At 58.6% G+C, this 15249-nt stretch carries 15 protein-coding genes; 11 read left to right on the forward strand and 4 right to left on the reverse strand.

Annotation, left to right across the window (positions count from 1 at the left end):
- Window position 1: 1 nt before the first annotated feature.
- Genes WC529_06180 through WC529_06195 form a run of 4 tightly spaced genes read left to right on the forward strand, consistent with a single transcriptional unit; the run spans window position 2 to window position 4728 of the window.
- Window positions 2-1006, forward strand: coding sequence for a hemolysin family protein (locus WC529_06180; protein MFA5113861.1), 1005 nt, complete (start codon window positions 2-4; stop codon window positions 1004-1006).
- Entirely contained in the window at window positions 1006-2517 is a 1512-nt protein-coding gene (locus WC529_06185) for a DUF1846 domain-containing protein (GenBank protein ID MFA5113862.1), read from the forward strand. The genes WC529_06180 and WC529_06185 overlap by 1 nt, the downstream gene beginning before the upstream one ends.
- Before the next feature lie 4 nt (window positions 2518-2521).
- Entirely contained in the window at window positions 2522-4159 is a 1638-nt protein-coding gene (locus tag WC529_06190; GenBank protein MFA5113863.1) for a CTP synthase, read from the forward strand.
- Between the two features lie 23 nt (window positions 4160-4182).
- A complete protein-coding gene (locus tag WC529_06195) occupies window positions 4183-4728 on the forward strand; it encodes a hypothetical protein (protein MFA5113864.1) in 546 nt (181 codons plus the stop codon).
- 30 nt (window positions 4729-4758) lie between these two features.
- Here WC529_06195 and larC read toward each other — a convergent pair whose 3' ends face one another.
- From larC to WC529_06215, 4 genes are read right to left on the reverse strand one after another with little or no spacing between them, the layout of a single operon-like run.
- Entirely contained in the window at window positions 4759-5826 is a 1068-nt protein-coding gene (larC, locus tag WC529_06200; GenBank protein MFA5113865.1) for a nickel pincer cofactor biosynthesis protein LarC, read from the reverse strand.
- Window positions 5823-6491, reverse strand: coding sequence for a nickel pincer cofactor biosynthesis protein LarB (gene larB / locus WC529_06205; GenBank protein ID MFA5113866.1), 669 nt, complete (start codon window positions 6489-6491; stop codon window positions 5823-5825). The genes larC and larB overlap by 4 nt, the downstream gene beginning before the upstream one ends.
- A gap of 7 nt (window positions 6492-6498) precedes the next feature.
- A complete protein-coding gene (locus tag WC529_06210; GenBank protein MFA5113867.1) occupies window positions 6499-7341 on the reverse strand; it encodes a deoxyribonuclease IV in 843 nt (280 codons plus the stop codon).
- A complete protein-coding gene (locus tag WC529_06215) occupies window positions 7334-8647 on the reverse strand; it encodes a replication-associated recombination protein A (GenBank protein MFA5113868.1) in 1314 nt (437 codons plus the stop codon). The genes WC529_06210 and WC529_06215 overlap by 8 nt, the downstream gene beginning before the upstream one ends.
- A 116-nt stretch (window positions 8648-8763) precedes the next feature.
- On the opposite strand from WC529_06215, the gene WC529_06220 reads away from it, so the two are divergent.
- From WC529_06220 to WC529_06250, 7 genes are read left to right on the forward strand one after another with little or no spacing between them, the layout of a single operon-like run.
- Window positions 8764-11796 carry a proton-conducting transporter membrane subunit gene (locus WC529_06220; protein ID MFA5113869.1) on the forward strand — a complete coding sequence of 1011 codons (3033 nt, stop codon included), beginning with the start codon at window positions 8764-8766 and terminating at the stop codon, window positions 11794-11796.
- A 3-nt stretch (window positions 11797-11799) separates the two neighbouring features.
- Window positions 11800-13206, forward strand: a complete 1407-nt coding sequence (locus WC529_06225) for a proton-conducting transporter membrane subunit (protein MFA5113870.1) — start codon at window positions 11800-11802, stop codon at window positions 13204-13206.
- A 1-nt stretch (window position 13207) separates the two neighbouring features.
- Window positions 13208-13699 carry a hypothetical protein gene (locus WC529_06230; GenBank protein MFA5113871.1) on the forward strand — a complete coding sequence of 164 codons (492 nt, stop codon included), beginning with the start codon at window positions 13208-13210 and terminating at the stop codon, window positions 13697-13699.
- Window positions 13689-14009: an NADH-quinone oxidoreductase subunit K gene (locus WC529_06235; GenBank protein ID MFA5113872.1), complete on the forward strand. Its 321-nt coding sequence runs from the start codon at window positions 13689-13691 to the stop codon at window positions 14007-14009. Before WC529_06230 ends, WC529_06235 begins: the two co-directional genes overlap by 11 nt.
- A 2-nt stretch (window positions 14010-14011) precedes the next feature.
- Window positions 14012-14341, forward strand: a complete 330-nt coding sequence (locus tag WC529_06240; GenBank protein ID MFA5113873.1) for a hypothetical protein — start codon at window positions 14012-14014, stop codon at window positions 14339-14341.
- Window positions 14338-14775 carry an NADH-quinone oxidoreductase subunit B family protein gene (locus WC529_06245; protein ID MFA5113874.1) on the forward strand — a complete coding sequence of 146 codons (438 nt, stop codon included), beginning with the start codon at window positions 14338-14340 and terminating at the stop codon, window positions 14773-14775. The genes WC529_06240 and WC529_06245 overlap by 4 nt, the downstream gene beginning before the upstream one ends.
- Complete coding sequence (locus WC529_06250; protein MFA5113875.1) at window positions 14772-15239, forward strand: NADH-quinone oxidoreductase subunit C; 468 nt, start codon at window positions 14772-14774, stop codon at window positions 15237-15239. Before WC529_06245 ends, WC529_06250 begins: the two co-directional genes overlap by 4 nt.
- Window positions 15240-15249 lie beyond the last annotated feature (10 nt).

Raw genomic sequence — 15249 nt, forward strand, 5'->3', positions numbered from 1 at the left:
AATGGCGAGCATCTTGCTCTTAACGGTGCTGCTGGTCCTTTCCGCCTTCTTTTCGATGTCGGAGACGGCGATGACGACGATCAGCCGGCCGCGGATCGCCAATCTGGTGGAGCTGAAAAAACCGGGCGCCAAGATCCTCCGCCGCCTGCGGGAAGATCCGGCCAAGCTGCTTTCCACGATCCTGGTCGGCAACAACATCGTTAATATCAGCGCTTCCGTCCTGGCCACGACCCTGATCGAGAATTATTTTGCTGGTCTCGGCTTGAAGGAAATGGGCGTGATCATCGGGGCGGCGATCGGCTTAATGACCCTGTTCATCCTGGTGTTCGGCGAGATCACGCCGAAGACCGTGGCGATCAGGAACGCCGAACAATTGGCCCTGTTGCTTGCCCCGGTCATGGTCATTTTTGAATGGCTGCTTAATCCGATCGCCTGGCTGCTCACGATCATCAGCCGGCCGTTCGTCTTTCTGCTGGGCGGCGGCTTGAGCAACGAGCGCCGGCCGTTCGTCAGCGAAGAAGAGATCAAGATGCTGCTCATTGCCGGCGAAAGGGAAGGGGTCTTTGAGAAGGACGAGCGGGAGATGATTACCTCGGTCTTTAAGTTCGGGGACCTGACGGCCAAGGAAGTGATGACCGAGCGGGATAAGATGGCCTGCATCGGCGCCGAAGCCAGCGTCGGGGACGCCGTCCAGCTGATCAAGCGGTCCGGCCATTCGCGCTTGCCGGTTTATGACCAGAACTTGAACAATATCGTCGGGGTTATTTACGCCAAGGATTTGCTGGAAGTGCGGAGCGGCGAGAAGCTCGCCGACCATTTGCGCCAGGCGCTCTTTATCCCGTCCGAGAAACTGATCAACGACCTGCTGGACCAGATGCAGGTTGAATACAAGCACCTGGCGATCGTCGTGGACGAATTCGGCCACACGCTCGGCCTGGTCACGCTGGAAGACCTGGTCGAGGAGATCGTCGGCGAGATCCATGACGAATATGAAAGGCGGAAATAGTGAAGCAAGGCTTTGACAGCGAAAAATATCTGGCCGAGCAAACCCAGGCGATCATCGAAAGGGCCGACCGGTTCGATAACAAACTGTACCTGGAATTCGGCGGCAAGCTGATCTTCGATTATCACGCGGCCCGCGTCCTGCCGGGTTTCGACCCGAACATTAAGATGCGGCTGCTGCAGCAGCTCAAGGACAAGGCCGACCTTATCCTCTGCATTTACGCCGGAGATATCGAGCGGAAAAAGGTCCGGGCCGATTTCGGGATAACTTACGACGCGGCGGCGCTCAAGCTGATCGACGACCTGCGGGAGTGGGGGATCGATATTTTGGCGGTGGTCATTACCAGGTTCGCCGAGCAGCCGGCGGCGGTGATCTTCAAGAACAAACTGGAGCGCCGCGGCATCAATGTCTACACCCACGGCTTGACCAAGGGATATCCGACCGACATCGATCTGATCGTCAGCGACGAAGGCTACGGCAAGAACCCGTATATCAAGACGAAAAAACCGCTGGTGGTCGTGACCGGGCCGGGCCCGGGCAGCGGCAAGCTGGCGACCTGCCTGACCCAGCTCTATCACGATTACAAGCACGGGCACAAGAGCGGGTACGCCAAGTTCGAGACCTTCCCGATCTGGAACCTGCCGCTCAAGCATCCGGTCAACGTCGCTTACGAGGCGGCCACGGCCGACCTGCGCGACGTCAACATGATCGATCCGTTCCACCTGGAAGCCTACGAAACGGTCGCGGTCAACTATAACCGCGATATCGAAGCTTTTCCGCTGCTCTGGCGGATCCTGGAAAAGATCACCGGCCAGGAGTCGATTTACAGGTCGCCGACCGACATGGGGGTCAATAAAGCCGGTTCCGGCATTTATGACGACGAGGCGGTCAAGTCGGCGGCCAACCAGGAGATCATCCGCCGCTATTTCCGCTACGCCTGCGAGTACATGATGGGCTTTATGGACAAAGAGACATCCCAGCGGGTCGAGCTGATCATGGAAGAGATGGGCGTGTCACCCGACGATCGGCGCGTAGTTGGCGCGGCCAGGAAAGCGGCCGAGGAGGCGCAGCGGCAGAATAAGGGGCACGACGGCTTCTTTTGCGGCGCGGCGATCGAGCTGCGGAACGGCGCGCTCGTTACCGGCAAGAACTTCGCCCTGATGCACGCTTCTTCCAGCCTGATCCTGAACGCGATCAAAAAACTGGCGGAGATCCCGGACAAGCTCCACCTGCTGTCGCCCAACGTCATTGAGCAGATCGGCAACCTGAAGAAGGACATCCTGGGGGCGAAAGCCGTCAGCCTGGACCTGGGCGAGACGATGGTGGCGCTGGCGATGAGCGCGGCGACCAATCCCACCGCACAATTGGCGATGGAAAAACTGAAAGAGCTGCAGGGGTGCGAGGTCCATTTGACCCATATTCCGACCCCGGGCGATGAAGCGGGCTTGCGGCGGTTGGGGGTCAATATCACGAGCGACCCGAATTTCTCGACTAAAAGCTTATTTTTGGAGTAAACAAATGGTTAAATATATTTTCGTGACCGGCGGCGTGGTTAGTTCTTTGGGCAAGGGGATCGCGGCGGCCTGTTTGGGCCGGGTGCTCAAGTCGCGCGGCATCTCCGTTTCCATCATGAAGCTCGATCCGTACATCAACGTCGACCCGGGGACGATGAACCCGTACCAGCACGGCGAGGTCTTTGTGACCGAGGACGGGGCCGAGACCGACCTGGACTTGGGGCATTACGAACGGTTCATCGACGTCAATCTCGGCCGCGGCAACAACGTGACGACCGGCATGGTCTACTGGAACGTGATCACCCGCGAGCGGCGGGGCGATTACCTGGGCGGCACGGTCCAGGTCATTCCCCACATTACCAACGAGATCAAAGAACGGATCCGCCAGGTGACGAAAGAGGAAAAATTCAACGTCGTGATCTGCGAGATCGGCGGCACGGTCGGCGACATCGAAGGCCTGCCTTACCTGGAAGCGATCCGCCAGTTCCGCAAGGAGGTCGGCCGCGACAATTGCGTCAACCTGCACGTGACGCTGGTCCCGTTCCTGGACACCACCCACGAATTCAAGACCAAACCGACCCAGCACAGCGTCCAGAAGCTGCGCGAGATCGGCATCCAGCCCGACATCATCATCTGCCGCTCGCGCGAGCCGCTCAGCCAGGAAATGAAGGAGAAGATCTCGCTCTTTTGCGACGTCGACAAGGAAGCGGTCGTCGGCATGCCCGACGCGCCGCTGCTTTACGAGATCCCGCTGATGCTGGAGCGCGAAGGAATGGACGAGATCGTCTTGAAATACCTGGGCCTGACGGCGAAAAAAGGGGACCTGTCCGAGTGGGCGAAGATGGTGGAAGACCTGAAGGCCCCGGAGAAGAAGGTCCGGATCGCCATCGTCGGCAAATATACCGAGCTCGGCGATTCCTACATCAGCATCGTTGAGGCGCTCAAGCACGGCGGCTTACCGCACCGGACCGCGATCGAAGTTGCCTGGGTCAACGCGGAGAAGCTGGAGGGCGAAGAGAATATCGAGACGGTCTTCCGCGACGTGCAGGGGATCCTGATCCCCGGCGGTTTCGGCGCGCGCGGGATCGAAGGGAAGATCCGGGCGATCCGGTTCGCCCGCGAGAATGGGATCCCGTTCCTGGGGCTTTGTCTCGGGATGCAGTGCGCGGTGATCGAGTTCGCCCGCAACGTTTGCCGGTTGAAAGGGGCCAATTCTTCGGAATTTGATCCCGAAACGAAATATCCGGTGATCGATTTTATTCCGGAGCAGAAAGCGATCACCGACAAGGGCGGCACGATGCGGCTGGGCGCTTATCCGTGCAAGATCAAGAAAGGGACGCTGCTGCACCAGGCCTACGGCAAGGAAGAGATCAGCGAGCGGCACCGCCACCGCTATGAATTGAATAACGAGTTCCGTCAGGCGCTGGCGGACGGCGGCTTGGTCATGTCCGGGATCTATCCGGCCGCCGACCTGGTGGAAGTGGTCGAACTGCCCGATCACCCCTGGTTCCTGGCGACGCAATACCATCCGGAGTTCAAGTCGCGGCCGAACCGGCCGCATCCGCTCTTTGCCGGGTTTGTTCGGGCGGCGGCGGCGCGTAAAGAAGAACAGATCGAACTTTTCAAGGGAGAAGCCAAGTGAAAAAAACGTCCTGGCTCATTATTTTGAGCGCGTTGCTGGCTTTAAGTTACGGGTTTTTTATTTTGAGCGGCTGCGGCGGCGGGGGCGGCGAGGTCCCGACCACCACGACGGCGGCCGTCACGACCACGGCGGCGCCGACCACGACAGCGGCACCGGCTACCACTACCACGACGGCGGCCCCGGCCACAACGACTACGACGACGACCACCGTCATGACGACTACGACGATTCGGAGCTATTCGATCACCGGCCAGCTCAATCGAGCAGGATATCCATTAACAAAAGCCGCAGTCGCGGTCGCTACCAACGCCACCAGCGAGGCGGCATTTGCGGCTTCCGTAGTGGGTGTTGTCCCGGTCACCTTGACCGCGCAATATACCGACTTTACCTTTGTAACCGGCGAAGCCGGTACGTTTTACCTGGCTGCGGTCTCGCCCAGCTTTGAATCATATTCTTATTCCGGGATTTATAATGGAGGTAGCGGTCCGACTTTTCTAGGGGTAGTGGTCAACGATGGAAGCCCTGATGCCAACCTGGCAACTTCGATCGATTTGGCCCCGGTTCCTTAAGGTCTTAAACGGCGGAGCAGGTGACTCTCTTTACTCCGGCTTGATCCGTTTGACCTGGGGGCCGAAATAGCTGATCTTGTTGCCGCCGCGGATCTCGCGCCTAAGCTTTTCGCGTTTGACCAGATAGACCCGGGTGCCGATCGTGGTCGTTTCCGTGAAAACCGCGTCTAACAGCCGCTCTTTTTTTTCCGGCAGGCAGAGGACTTCAAGCTTGACCGCCGCTCGCTGCTTTTTCATCCTGATCGGCTGGACCGAAGCGTCCAGCGCGCCGGCCTTCATCAGCCGGGCGATCGCCCGGTCGTAATGCCGGGGATCCATGTCATCGATGTTGGCCTCAATTTGTAAAATTGCATCATGCTCGGTCGGCGGCAGCGCCTCGCCGATAAAGACCCGGAGCAGATTGGGCCGGGAAAGGTCGAGCGAGCCGGCGCCATAACCGATATTTTCGACCTTCAGTTTCGGCATCTCCGCGAACTCGGCGATGGCGGTAATGATCGCCGCGCCGGTCGGCGTGACCAGTTCGCCTTTAAGGCCGGTCGAGTAAGTTGGCGCTCCTTTAAGCAATTCCGCCGTCGCCGGGGCGGGATTCGGGAGTATTCCGTGGGCGTGGGCGATCTTGCCTTGGCCGGCGGGCAGAGGGGAGCAATAAACTTTTTCGATCCCGAGCTTTTCCAGGCCGAGGCAAGCGCCGACAATGTCGATGATCGCGTCGACCGCGCCGACCTCGTGGAAATGGACCTTGTTGACCGGGAGGCCATGGACTTTCGCTTCGGCTTGCGCCAGCCGCCGGAAGATCTGGCCGCTTAGCTTTTTGACCGGTGCCGACAACTTGCTCCGTTTAATGATCTTTAAAATGTCGGCTAAATTACGAGGCCGATCGTTTTTCTTGAAGTTAACGTTAAAGTAAGTGCCCGCCAATCCTCTCTTTTTGGTCTTGGAGATTATGATTTGTGCCTTGTTTGGAAGTTTGAAGTTGGAAGTTTGAAGTTTCTGAAGCTCAGCCAATAGATAAGTCTTATCTAAACCAGCATCCAGCAATGCTCCTAGTATCATATTCCCAGAGATACCGGTAGGGCAGTCAAAGTAGGCGATCTTCATTTGGCGATATAGTAGGCCATCACGGCGGCGCCGAAGCCGTTATCGATATTGACGACCGCGATGCCGGGCGAGCAGGCGTTGAGCATCGTCAGCAGGGCGGACAGGCCTTTAAAACTGGCGCCGTAGCCGACGCTGGTCGGCACGGCGATGATCGGTTTGTCGATCACGCCGCCAAGGACCGAGGGGAGGGCCCCTTCCATGCCGGCGACGACGATGATGACCCGGGCTTTTTTAAGTTTGTCCAGGTTGCTGAACAGGCGGTGGATGCCGGCGACGCCGACGTCGAACAAGCGCTCGACCCTCAGCCCGAGGAAGGCGGCGGTGACGGCGGCCTCTTCGGCCACGGGGAGGTCGGCGGTCCCGGCGGTCACGATGGTAACCAAGGAACCCGAGACTGAACGTCTCGGTCTCTTGAGAGCGGTAATGACCCCGGCAGTTTCGTGATACTGCGCGGCTTTAATGACTTTACGGACGGCGGTGAACGCCTTACGGTCCGCCCGGGTAGCCAGGACGTCATGGCCGTGCGACCAGATCTTTTTAGCTATCTCAGCGACCTGTCGCGGAGTCTTCCCGGCGCAATAAATGACCTCGGGGAATCCTTTCCGTTGGTGGCGATGGTGGTCGACCTTGGCAAAGCCGAGATCTTCGTAATGGCGCGACTTCATGGGCTAATTATATCACGACCAGCCCGCGCAGAACTTTCAGGTTCTCGCAGTCCTGTTGGAGATCGGGATCTTTCGGGGTTTCCAGGACCATCGGCAGCTGAGCAAAACGCTCATCGTTCATTAACAAACGAAAAGCTTCCAGGCCAAGCTTCCCCTTGCCGATGTGTTCGTGACGGTCTTTCTTGGTGCCGAGATCGGACTGGGAATCGTTGAGGTGAAAAGCCAGCAGGTTATCCAGGCCGATCGTTTTAGCGAACTGCTCCCAGGTTGAGTGGTATCCTTCAGCCGTTCTTAATTCGTAACCGGCCGCGAAAGCGTGGCAGGTATCAAAGCAAACTCCCATGCGTGCCGGTTCGCCGACCAGATCGAGGATCTCGGCCAGGTGTTCGAACTTATAACCGAGGTTGGTCCCCTGGCCGGCGGTCGTCTCTACTGCGATCTTGACCTGATATCCCTTGGTTTGTCCGAGCAACTCTTTTATGTTCTTGGCGACTTTCTTTAATCCGGCTTCTTCGCCCTCGCCTAAATGCGAACCGGGGTGGAGAACAGTGAAGGGAAGGGCCAGGGACTCGGCTAAATCAAGCTCCTGGCGGAGGGACTGAAGGGACTTTTCCAGGTTGTCGGGATTGATTGCCGCCAGGTTGATCAGATAACCGGTATGGGCAAAGGCCAAGATCGTCTTTTTCTGCCGGAAGGCCGCGATTTGTTCTGCCGGTATCTCTTTGCTGAGCCACTGGTTATTGTTCTTGACGAAGAGCTGAATGGCGGTGCAGCCGATCGACAAACCCCGGTCAAGCGCCTGGTCGACCCCGCCGGCAATGGACATGTGGGCCCCGAGCAATCTAGCCATTTTTCTTTAATTCGTCCATCCGGGCGCGGATCTTCTTCTCAAAGCCGATGTCTTTCGGCTCGTAATACTTTTTACTGACCGGTAAATAGTCTTGTTTGACGTAACCGCCCTGATAATCATGGGCGTATTTATACCCTTGCCCTTTACCCATTTTCTTTTCGCCTTCGTAAACGGCGTTCTTTAAATGGTCGGGAACAGCTAGCGTCGGGCTTTCCTCGACGTCTTTCATCGCATTATTGATCCCCAGATAGGCCGCGTTGCTTTTCGGCGCGGTGGCGACGTAGACGGCGGCCTGGGCGAGGGGGATCCGCGCTTCCGGCAGGCCGACGAACTCGGCGACCTGCATGGCCGAATTAGAGATCACCAAGGCTAACGGGTCGGCGTTGCCGACATCTTCGGCGGCGCAGATGACGATCCGCCGGGCGATAAAGCGCGGGTCCTCGCCGGCGTAGATCATCTTGGCCAGATAGTAGAGGACGGCGTCCGGGTCGGAACCGCGCATCGACTTGATGAACGCGGAGATCGTGTTGTAATGCTCTTCGCCTTTCTTGTCGTAAACGATCTTTTTCTTCTGGATCGATTCTTCGGCGACCTTCAGGGTGATATTAATATGCCCCTTCTTATCCGGCTTGGTCGAGAGGACGCCGAGCTCCAGGGCAGAGAGGGCTCGTCTGGCATCACCGTCGGAAAGCTTGGCCAGATGCTCCAGGGCGTCGGCCGCGATCTTCACCTTGAGCTTGCCGAAGCCGCGTTCTTTATCGTTGATGGCCGTAGTGATCAACTGTTGCAGGTCGTCAACGGCCAGCGGTTTGAGCTCAAAGATCTGCGAGCGGGAGACGAGGGCGGAATTAACGTAAAAGAACGGGTTCTCGGTCGTTGCGCCGATCAGGATCATGTTCCCTTCTTCCACGTCCGGCAGGAGCGCATCCTGCTGGAGCTTGTTGAAACGGTGGATCTCGTCCAGGAAAAGGATCGTCCGTGCCTTGTGGAGCTTGATCCGCTCTTTGGCTTCCAGGCTTACCCGGCGGATGTCGTCGACCTTGGCAACCGAAGCGTTGAGCCATTCAAAGTGCCCTTTAGTCGTGTTAGTTATTACCCTGGCGATGGCAGTTTTGCCGATACCGGGCGGGCCGTAGAGAATGACCGAGGTGACCTTGTCGGTCTCGATCAACCGCCGCAGCAGCTTGCCGGGGCCGATGATGTGCGCCTGGCCCACGACCTCGTCCAGCGTGCGCGGCGCCATCCGATAAGCCAGAGGAGCGTCGTTTTGTTTAAAATCGGCCAGATTTTTGTCGAACAAGTCCATAACTTAATTATATCACCCTTTACCGGGGAAAATCGGCTTGCGCCGGACGGCAGGATTTATTATAATATATGTAACAACCCCACCTAACGGGTGGGGTTTGTCGTGTCAAACGCCTGATGAAAAACGAAGCATTAGTCTTAAGCGCGGTCCTTGTTCCCGTTATCGGGGCATTCTTGCTGCCGCTGGCCGGTTTTATCTCCAAGCAGCTCCGTAACTGGCTGGCGCTGCTGCTGGTGGCGGTCCCGTTGCTTGCCTCGGCCTTGCTGCTGCCGCACGCTTTCAGCGGGGCGAAAGTTCTCTGTTTCATTATCGACCCGCTCTCGCTTTTTATGGCGCTGGTCTCCGCCGGCATCGGCCTGATCATTGTGCTCTACTCATTCGATTATATCGACCATTACGCTAACCAGAACGAATATTACCTGATGGTCGTCCTTTTCCTCGGCTCAATGATGGGGCTGGTCTACTCCAATAACCTGATCGCTTTGTACGTCTTTTGGGAACTGACGGCGATCGCCAGCTGGCGGCTGATCGGCTTTTACCGGGAGCCCAAAGACGTGCTTAAGGCCGATAAGGCTTTTTTGGTCACCGCTTTTGGCGCGCTTCTGATGCTGTTGGCTTTTGTCGCTATTTATCAATTGACCGGAACATTGGAATTGACCGGGATGGTCGGTTACGCGCTCCCCGGGTCGCTGGTCGCCCTGATCCTGGCCGGTATCTTGAGCAAATCGGCCACACTGCCGTTCCATACCTGGCTTCCCGACGCCGGCGTCGCGCCTTCGCCGGTCACCGCCTTGCTTCACGCGGCGGTCCTGGTCAAGATCGGCGTTTACGTTTTTGCCCGGTTGTTCCTGGCCACCTTTGCCATTGGGCAATTCTGGCATACCGCCGTACCGGCGATCGCGGCGGTCAGCGCGCTGGTCGCGGCCGGCGCCGCGCTGGTCGAGACGGACATCAAACGGATCGTTGCTTATTCCACGGTCAGCCAGATCGCTTTCATTTTCTTCGGGTTGGCGATCAATAACGTGATCGGAGTGGTGGGGGGACTTCTTTACATATTAATGCACGGCCTGGCCAAAGCCGGGCTCTTCCTCTCGGCCGGGATCATCGAACAGAACACCAAGACCAAAGATATCACCTTGATGGGCGGCTTGATCAAAACAATGCCGGTGACGGCGGTCTCGTTCCTCTTTTGCGCCTTTTCCGTCATGGGGATACCGCCTTTTGGCGGATTCTTCAGCAAGTATTTGGTGATCGCCGGCGGCCTGCGGAGCGGCGAGCTTTGGATCACGTTCGCTTTTGTGCTCGGCGCCTGCCTGACGATCCTTTATCTGCTCCGGCTCTTTACCCTGGTCTTTCTCGGCGAGCCGCGCGGAGTAACGGCCAAGGAAGGGTCCTGGTTGATGGTCGCCTGCGTCGCTTTCCTGGCTTTTCTTTCCCTGGCCGCGACGCTGGTCATCAACCTGCCGCTTAACTATTTAATGAAAGCTTTCGGCCACGCCGACCTCGGCCTGGCGGTGCTTTTCCGGTTCGATCATTTCGGCGTGCTGATCGCCGGGGCGATCGTGGCGTTCGCCGCCCTGGTGGCGCTTTATTCGCTGGTCTTCATGAAGGGGAAAGAGGGGGCCGGCCAGTTCTGGCTTTATCTGTTATTGACCGTGATCATGTCGGTCGGGGCGGTCCTGGCGAACAACCTGATCCTCTTCCTCTTTTTCTGGGAAGGTTTGCTGTTGACCCTGTTTGGTATGATCTACATAGGCGGACGCGCTTCGTTTCGCACGGCCGTTAAAGCGTTCGTGATCGTCGGGATCACCGATCTTTGCTTAATGGCGGGCTTGGCCTTGACCGGTTTACTGGCCGGGACCTTTGTGATGTCGGCAATCGCGCTGCCGGTCACCGGTTGGCCGGCGCTGGCCTTTGTCCTCCTGATGATCGGCGCGCTGGCGAAGGCGGGCGCGATGCCGTTCCACAGCTGGATCCCGGACGCGGCCAAGGACGCGCCGCTGCCGTTCATGGCTTTTGTCCCCGGCGCGCTGGAAAAGCTGCTCGGCATCTACTTTTTGACCCGCATCAGTCTGGAGCTGTTCCGTCTGACTCCGCATTCCTCGCTTAGCTATTTGTTAATGATCATCGGCGGCGTCACGATCGTTCTGGCGGTCATGATGGCGCTGATCCAAAAGGATTTTAAAAAGCTCCTTTCTTATCACGCGATCAGCCAGGTCGGCTACATGGTCCTGGGGATCGGCACGGCGGTGCCGGCCGGCATCGTCGGCGGCCTGTTCCACATGCTCAATAACGCTTTGTATAAATCGTGCCTTTTCCTGACCGGCGGCGCGGTGGAAAAAGAGGCGGGGACGACCGACCTCAGCAAGCTCGGCGGTCTTGGCGGGAAAATGCCGGTCACTTTCGGCTGTTTCATTATTGCCGCTCTTGCGATCTCGGGGGTGCCGCCGTTCAACGGTTTCTTCTCCAAAGAGCTGATCTATGACGGAGCGCTCGAGCGGGGTTGGCTCTTCTATCTGATGGCGGTCGGCGGCTCGTTCCTGACCGCCGCTTCGTTCCTGAAGCTTGGCCACGCGGCGTTCCTGGGCAAGGTTGCGGCGGCCAACCAAAACGTCAAAGAAACTTCGTGGCTGATGCTGCTGCCGATGATCGTGATCGCGGCGGTCTGCGTCCTCTTCGGCGTTTACAACGTTCTGCCGGTCAAGTATTTGCTCCAGCCGGTACTGGCGCCGCATTTGCTGGAAGGGCATAACTTTTACGGCTTGCCGTCCAATCTCCTGCTGATCGCGATCACTCTCCTGGTCCTGATCGGCGCGCTGCTCAATCATCTTTACGGCGTCAGGAAGACCGGCCAGGGCTTAGGGGCGGTCGATCATATCCACTACGCACCGGGGCTCCATCAGGCTTATGATCTGGCCGAAAAGAAGGCTTTTGACCCTTATGAGATTGGGATGAAAGGGGTCGGGGCCCTGTCGCGGCTCTTGTATAAGCTGGACCGCTTGATCGACGGATTTTACGAGGTGGTCGTGGTTAAACTGGTGGAGTGGGGATCGGCCCTGACCCGCCGGGTGCAGAGCGGCAACGTCAGCGCCTATGTCGCCTGGTCGCTGGTCGGCGGCCTGACCGTGCTCTGGTTGGTGTTGAGGTAAACAATGAGCTATTTACTGTTATTTTTGCCTTTGGCCGCGCTGATCGCGATGAACCTGGTCCCGGCCCGGTTCCGGACCAGGAGCGCGCTGGCGCTGGCCGCGGCGATCTGCCTGGCGCAGATCGCGATCGTGCTGGTCAATCCGACCGGTTTTTGGGACCGGCTGATCATTGCCGAGCTGGAACCGGTCTTCGGTTTTAATCTGCAGATCAGCGGCCTGGCCGTGGTCATGATGCTGACGGCCGGTTTGGTCTCGCTGGCCGCCCTGCTGGTGGCCGCCGCTACCTGGCGGCGGGAAAATGACCTGCTTAATTTTTCTTCCCTCCTGATGATCGCCCTGATCGGGATGAACGGGATCGCCATGGTCAACGGCCTGTTCCAGCTCTACATCTTTATCGAAGTGACCGCCCTGGCGACGTTCGTCCTGATCTGCCTCCGCCATGACCGGCTGGCTTTTGAGGGGGTCTGGAAATATCTCCTGCTTTCCGTCGTCGCCAGCGTCATGATGCTGGCGGCCATCGGCCTTGGGTTGATCTTCGCGCCGAGCAATACTTTCATCGCCCTGCGGCAGGCGATCCCGGCCGCGGCCGGGAGTTTCGCGCCCCGGGCGGCGATCGCCCTTTTTCTCAGCGGACTGCTGATCAAGAGCGGGGTCGTGCCGTTCCACGGCTGGCTGCCCGACGCGTACTCGTCGGCGCCCGGCCCGGTCGCCGTTCTTTTGGCCGGCATTATCACTAAGGCTACCGGCGTCTTTGCCTTGATCCGTTTAGTCAGCGAAGTTACCGGCCCGGCGCCGGTCGCCAATATCCTCTTATTGACCGGAGCGCTGTCGGTCGTGGTCGGCGCGCTGGCGGCCCTCGGCCAAACGGACGTTAAAAGACTGCTGGCTTATTCGAGCATCAGCCAGATCGGCTACATTATATTGGCGTTAGGCGCGGGGACCAGACTGGGCTTGTTGGCCGCGCTGTTCCATTTCTTTAATCATGCTGTGTTCAAGTCCCAGCTGTTCGCCAATGCCGCCGCGCTGGAAGAACAGACCGGCAGTACCGATCTGAACAAGATCGGCGGACTGGGCGGGAAAATGCCGGTGACCGGGGTAACGATGCTGATCGCTTCGCTCTCGACGGCCGGTTTGCCGCCGCTGGCCGGGTTCTGGAGCAAACTGGCGGTCGTCATGGCGCTCTGGTTCGCCGGCCAATATGTTTACGCGTTGATCGCCGTTTTGGCCAGCGTGTTGACCCTGGCGTATTTCCTGCTGCTGCAGCGGAAACTGTTCTTTGGCCGGGTCGATCCGGCGATGAGCGGCGTGACCGAGGCCGGCGCGCTGTTACTGCTGCCGGCGGTCGGCCTGTCCGTTATCACCGTGCTGCTGGGCCTGGCGCTGCCGCTCTTTTGGCTGGTGGGGAGATAAGATGTTGAACCTGGCATTATTGATCTTGCTCGTGATCGTCGCGCTCTGGACCGCGCTGACGCCGCTGCTGTTGCGGTCGGCGATCGGCCTGGCTCTGACCAGCGTCCTGTTGACGGTGATCATGTTCCGCTTTAACGCCCCGTACGCGGCCGCGTTCGAACTGTCGGTCTGTGCCGGTTTGATCCCGGTCATTTTTATCAGCATCATCAGCTTAACTCACCGCCTGCCGCTCAAAGAGTTCCTAAAAAGGCGCGAGAGCCGGATCAGCCGTTTCTGGCCGCTGCCGCTCTTGCTGCTGGCCGCAGCGGCCGGTCTTTATTTTGTCCGGGTCCCGCTCAATCTGGCTCTGCCCTGGCCGGAAACGATCGGCGATGTCCGGGTCGTCCTCTGGGAATACCGGCGGATCTACCTGTTCGGGCAGGTCATGGTCCTGCTGGCCGGAGTGTTCGGCGTCCTGGTGCTTTTCCGGGAGAGGAAAAAAGATGAACATTGAGCAAACGCTGTTTTTCTGGCAATACGCGTCGGCGGCGATCTTATTGATAGTGATCGGCTTCTACTGCCTGCTGGTCACTTACAACCTGTTCCGCGTCCTGATCGGCCTGGAATTGCTGATCAAGGGGGTAACTTTGTTCCTGCTGGCCGCCGGGGTGTTGGGCGGGCACGGCGCGGTCAGCCAGGGGATGATCATTACCGTGATCGTGATCGAGGTCGTGGTGATGATCGTCGCCGCCGGGGTAGTGCTGGCTTTCCAGAACGAATATGATTCGCTTAACGTCAAGAACGCGAGGCAACTGAAAGGATGAACATGCTGCTTAGTCCGCCGCTCGCTTTTTTGGTCTTGCTGCTGGCCGCGCTCGGCCTGTACTGGCTGCTGAGCCCGCTCGCTTTCAAGGTTAAACAAGCGCCAAGCGGCCTGACCAAGGCTTACACCGGCGGCGAAGAGGTCAAGACCCACCGGGTCCGGCCCGATTACAGCCAGTTCTTTCCCTTCGCCTTTTTCTTCACCATCCTGCACGTGGTCACCCTGGTGGTGGCGACCGTGCCGCTGGCCGCGCCCGGTTCGGTCGCGATCGCCGTTATTTACCTGGGCGGGGCCGCCTTCGGCCTGTTGCTCCTCTTCCGGAGGCAGGGATGAAGATCATCGATAAGATCGTCCACTGGTCGCGGCTCAAATCGCCGTGGATCCTCCATTTCAACACCGGGGCTTGCAACGCCTGCGACATCGAGATCATCGCGGCGCTGACGCCGCGCTTCGACCTGGAGCGATTCGGCGTCCAGCTCAAGGCGACGCCGCGCCATGCCGATATCCTGGTCTGTTCCGGCCCGGTCACCCGCCAGATCCGCGACCGGCTGGTGCGGATCTACGAGCAGATGGCCGAGCCGAAGTTCGTCGTCGCGGTCGGCAGCTGCGCCACCAGCGGCGGCGTTTTTTCCGGGCTGTACAATGTCCAGGGAGGGATCGATCAGGTCATCCCGGTCGACGCCTATATCCCCGGTTGTCCGGCCAGCCCGCAGGCGATCATCGACGGCGTGGTCAAATTGCTTAAGAAACTGGAGGGAGCGGCATGAGCGATCTCACGCAGATTAAACAGCAGCTGGAAGATAAATTCGTTTACCTTAAAGGCGGCATCCGTGAGCAGGGGGAGCGCCGTCTCTGGAGCGAGGTCAGCTACGACCTCTTTTTCGACGTGTTCGGCTACGCGGTCAAAGAACTCGGATTTGACGCGCTCTGCACGATCACCGGGCTGGATGAGGGAGAATACCTGGCTTTCATCTATCACCTGAGCAAGGGTGGGCTGGTCTTTAACCTGAAAACGAAGATCTTAAAGGACAAGGAAGATCTCCGGACGGTTATCGACTATTTCCCCGGCGCGGCGATCTATGAGCGGGAAGTCGTCGACCTGCTCGGCGTGAAAGTCGCTGGATTGCCGGACGGCGTCCGTTATCCGCTGCCGGACGACTGGCCGGCCGGCCAATATCCGCTCCGCAAGGACTGGGACCCTAAGGTCCTGGACCAGAAGGAGGCCGGCTAACATGGACGAT

Source organism: Candidatus Margulisiibacteriota bacterium (genome assembly GCA_041650855.1).
GTDB lineage: Bacteria > Margulisbacteria > WOR-1 > O2-12-FULL-45-9 > XYB2-FULL-48-7 > JALOPZ01.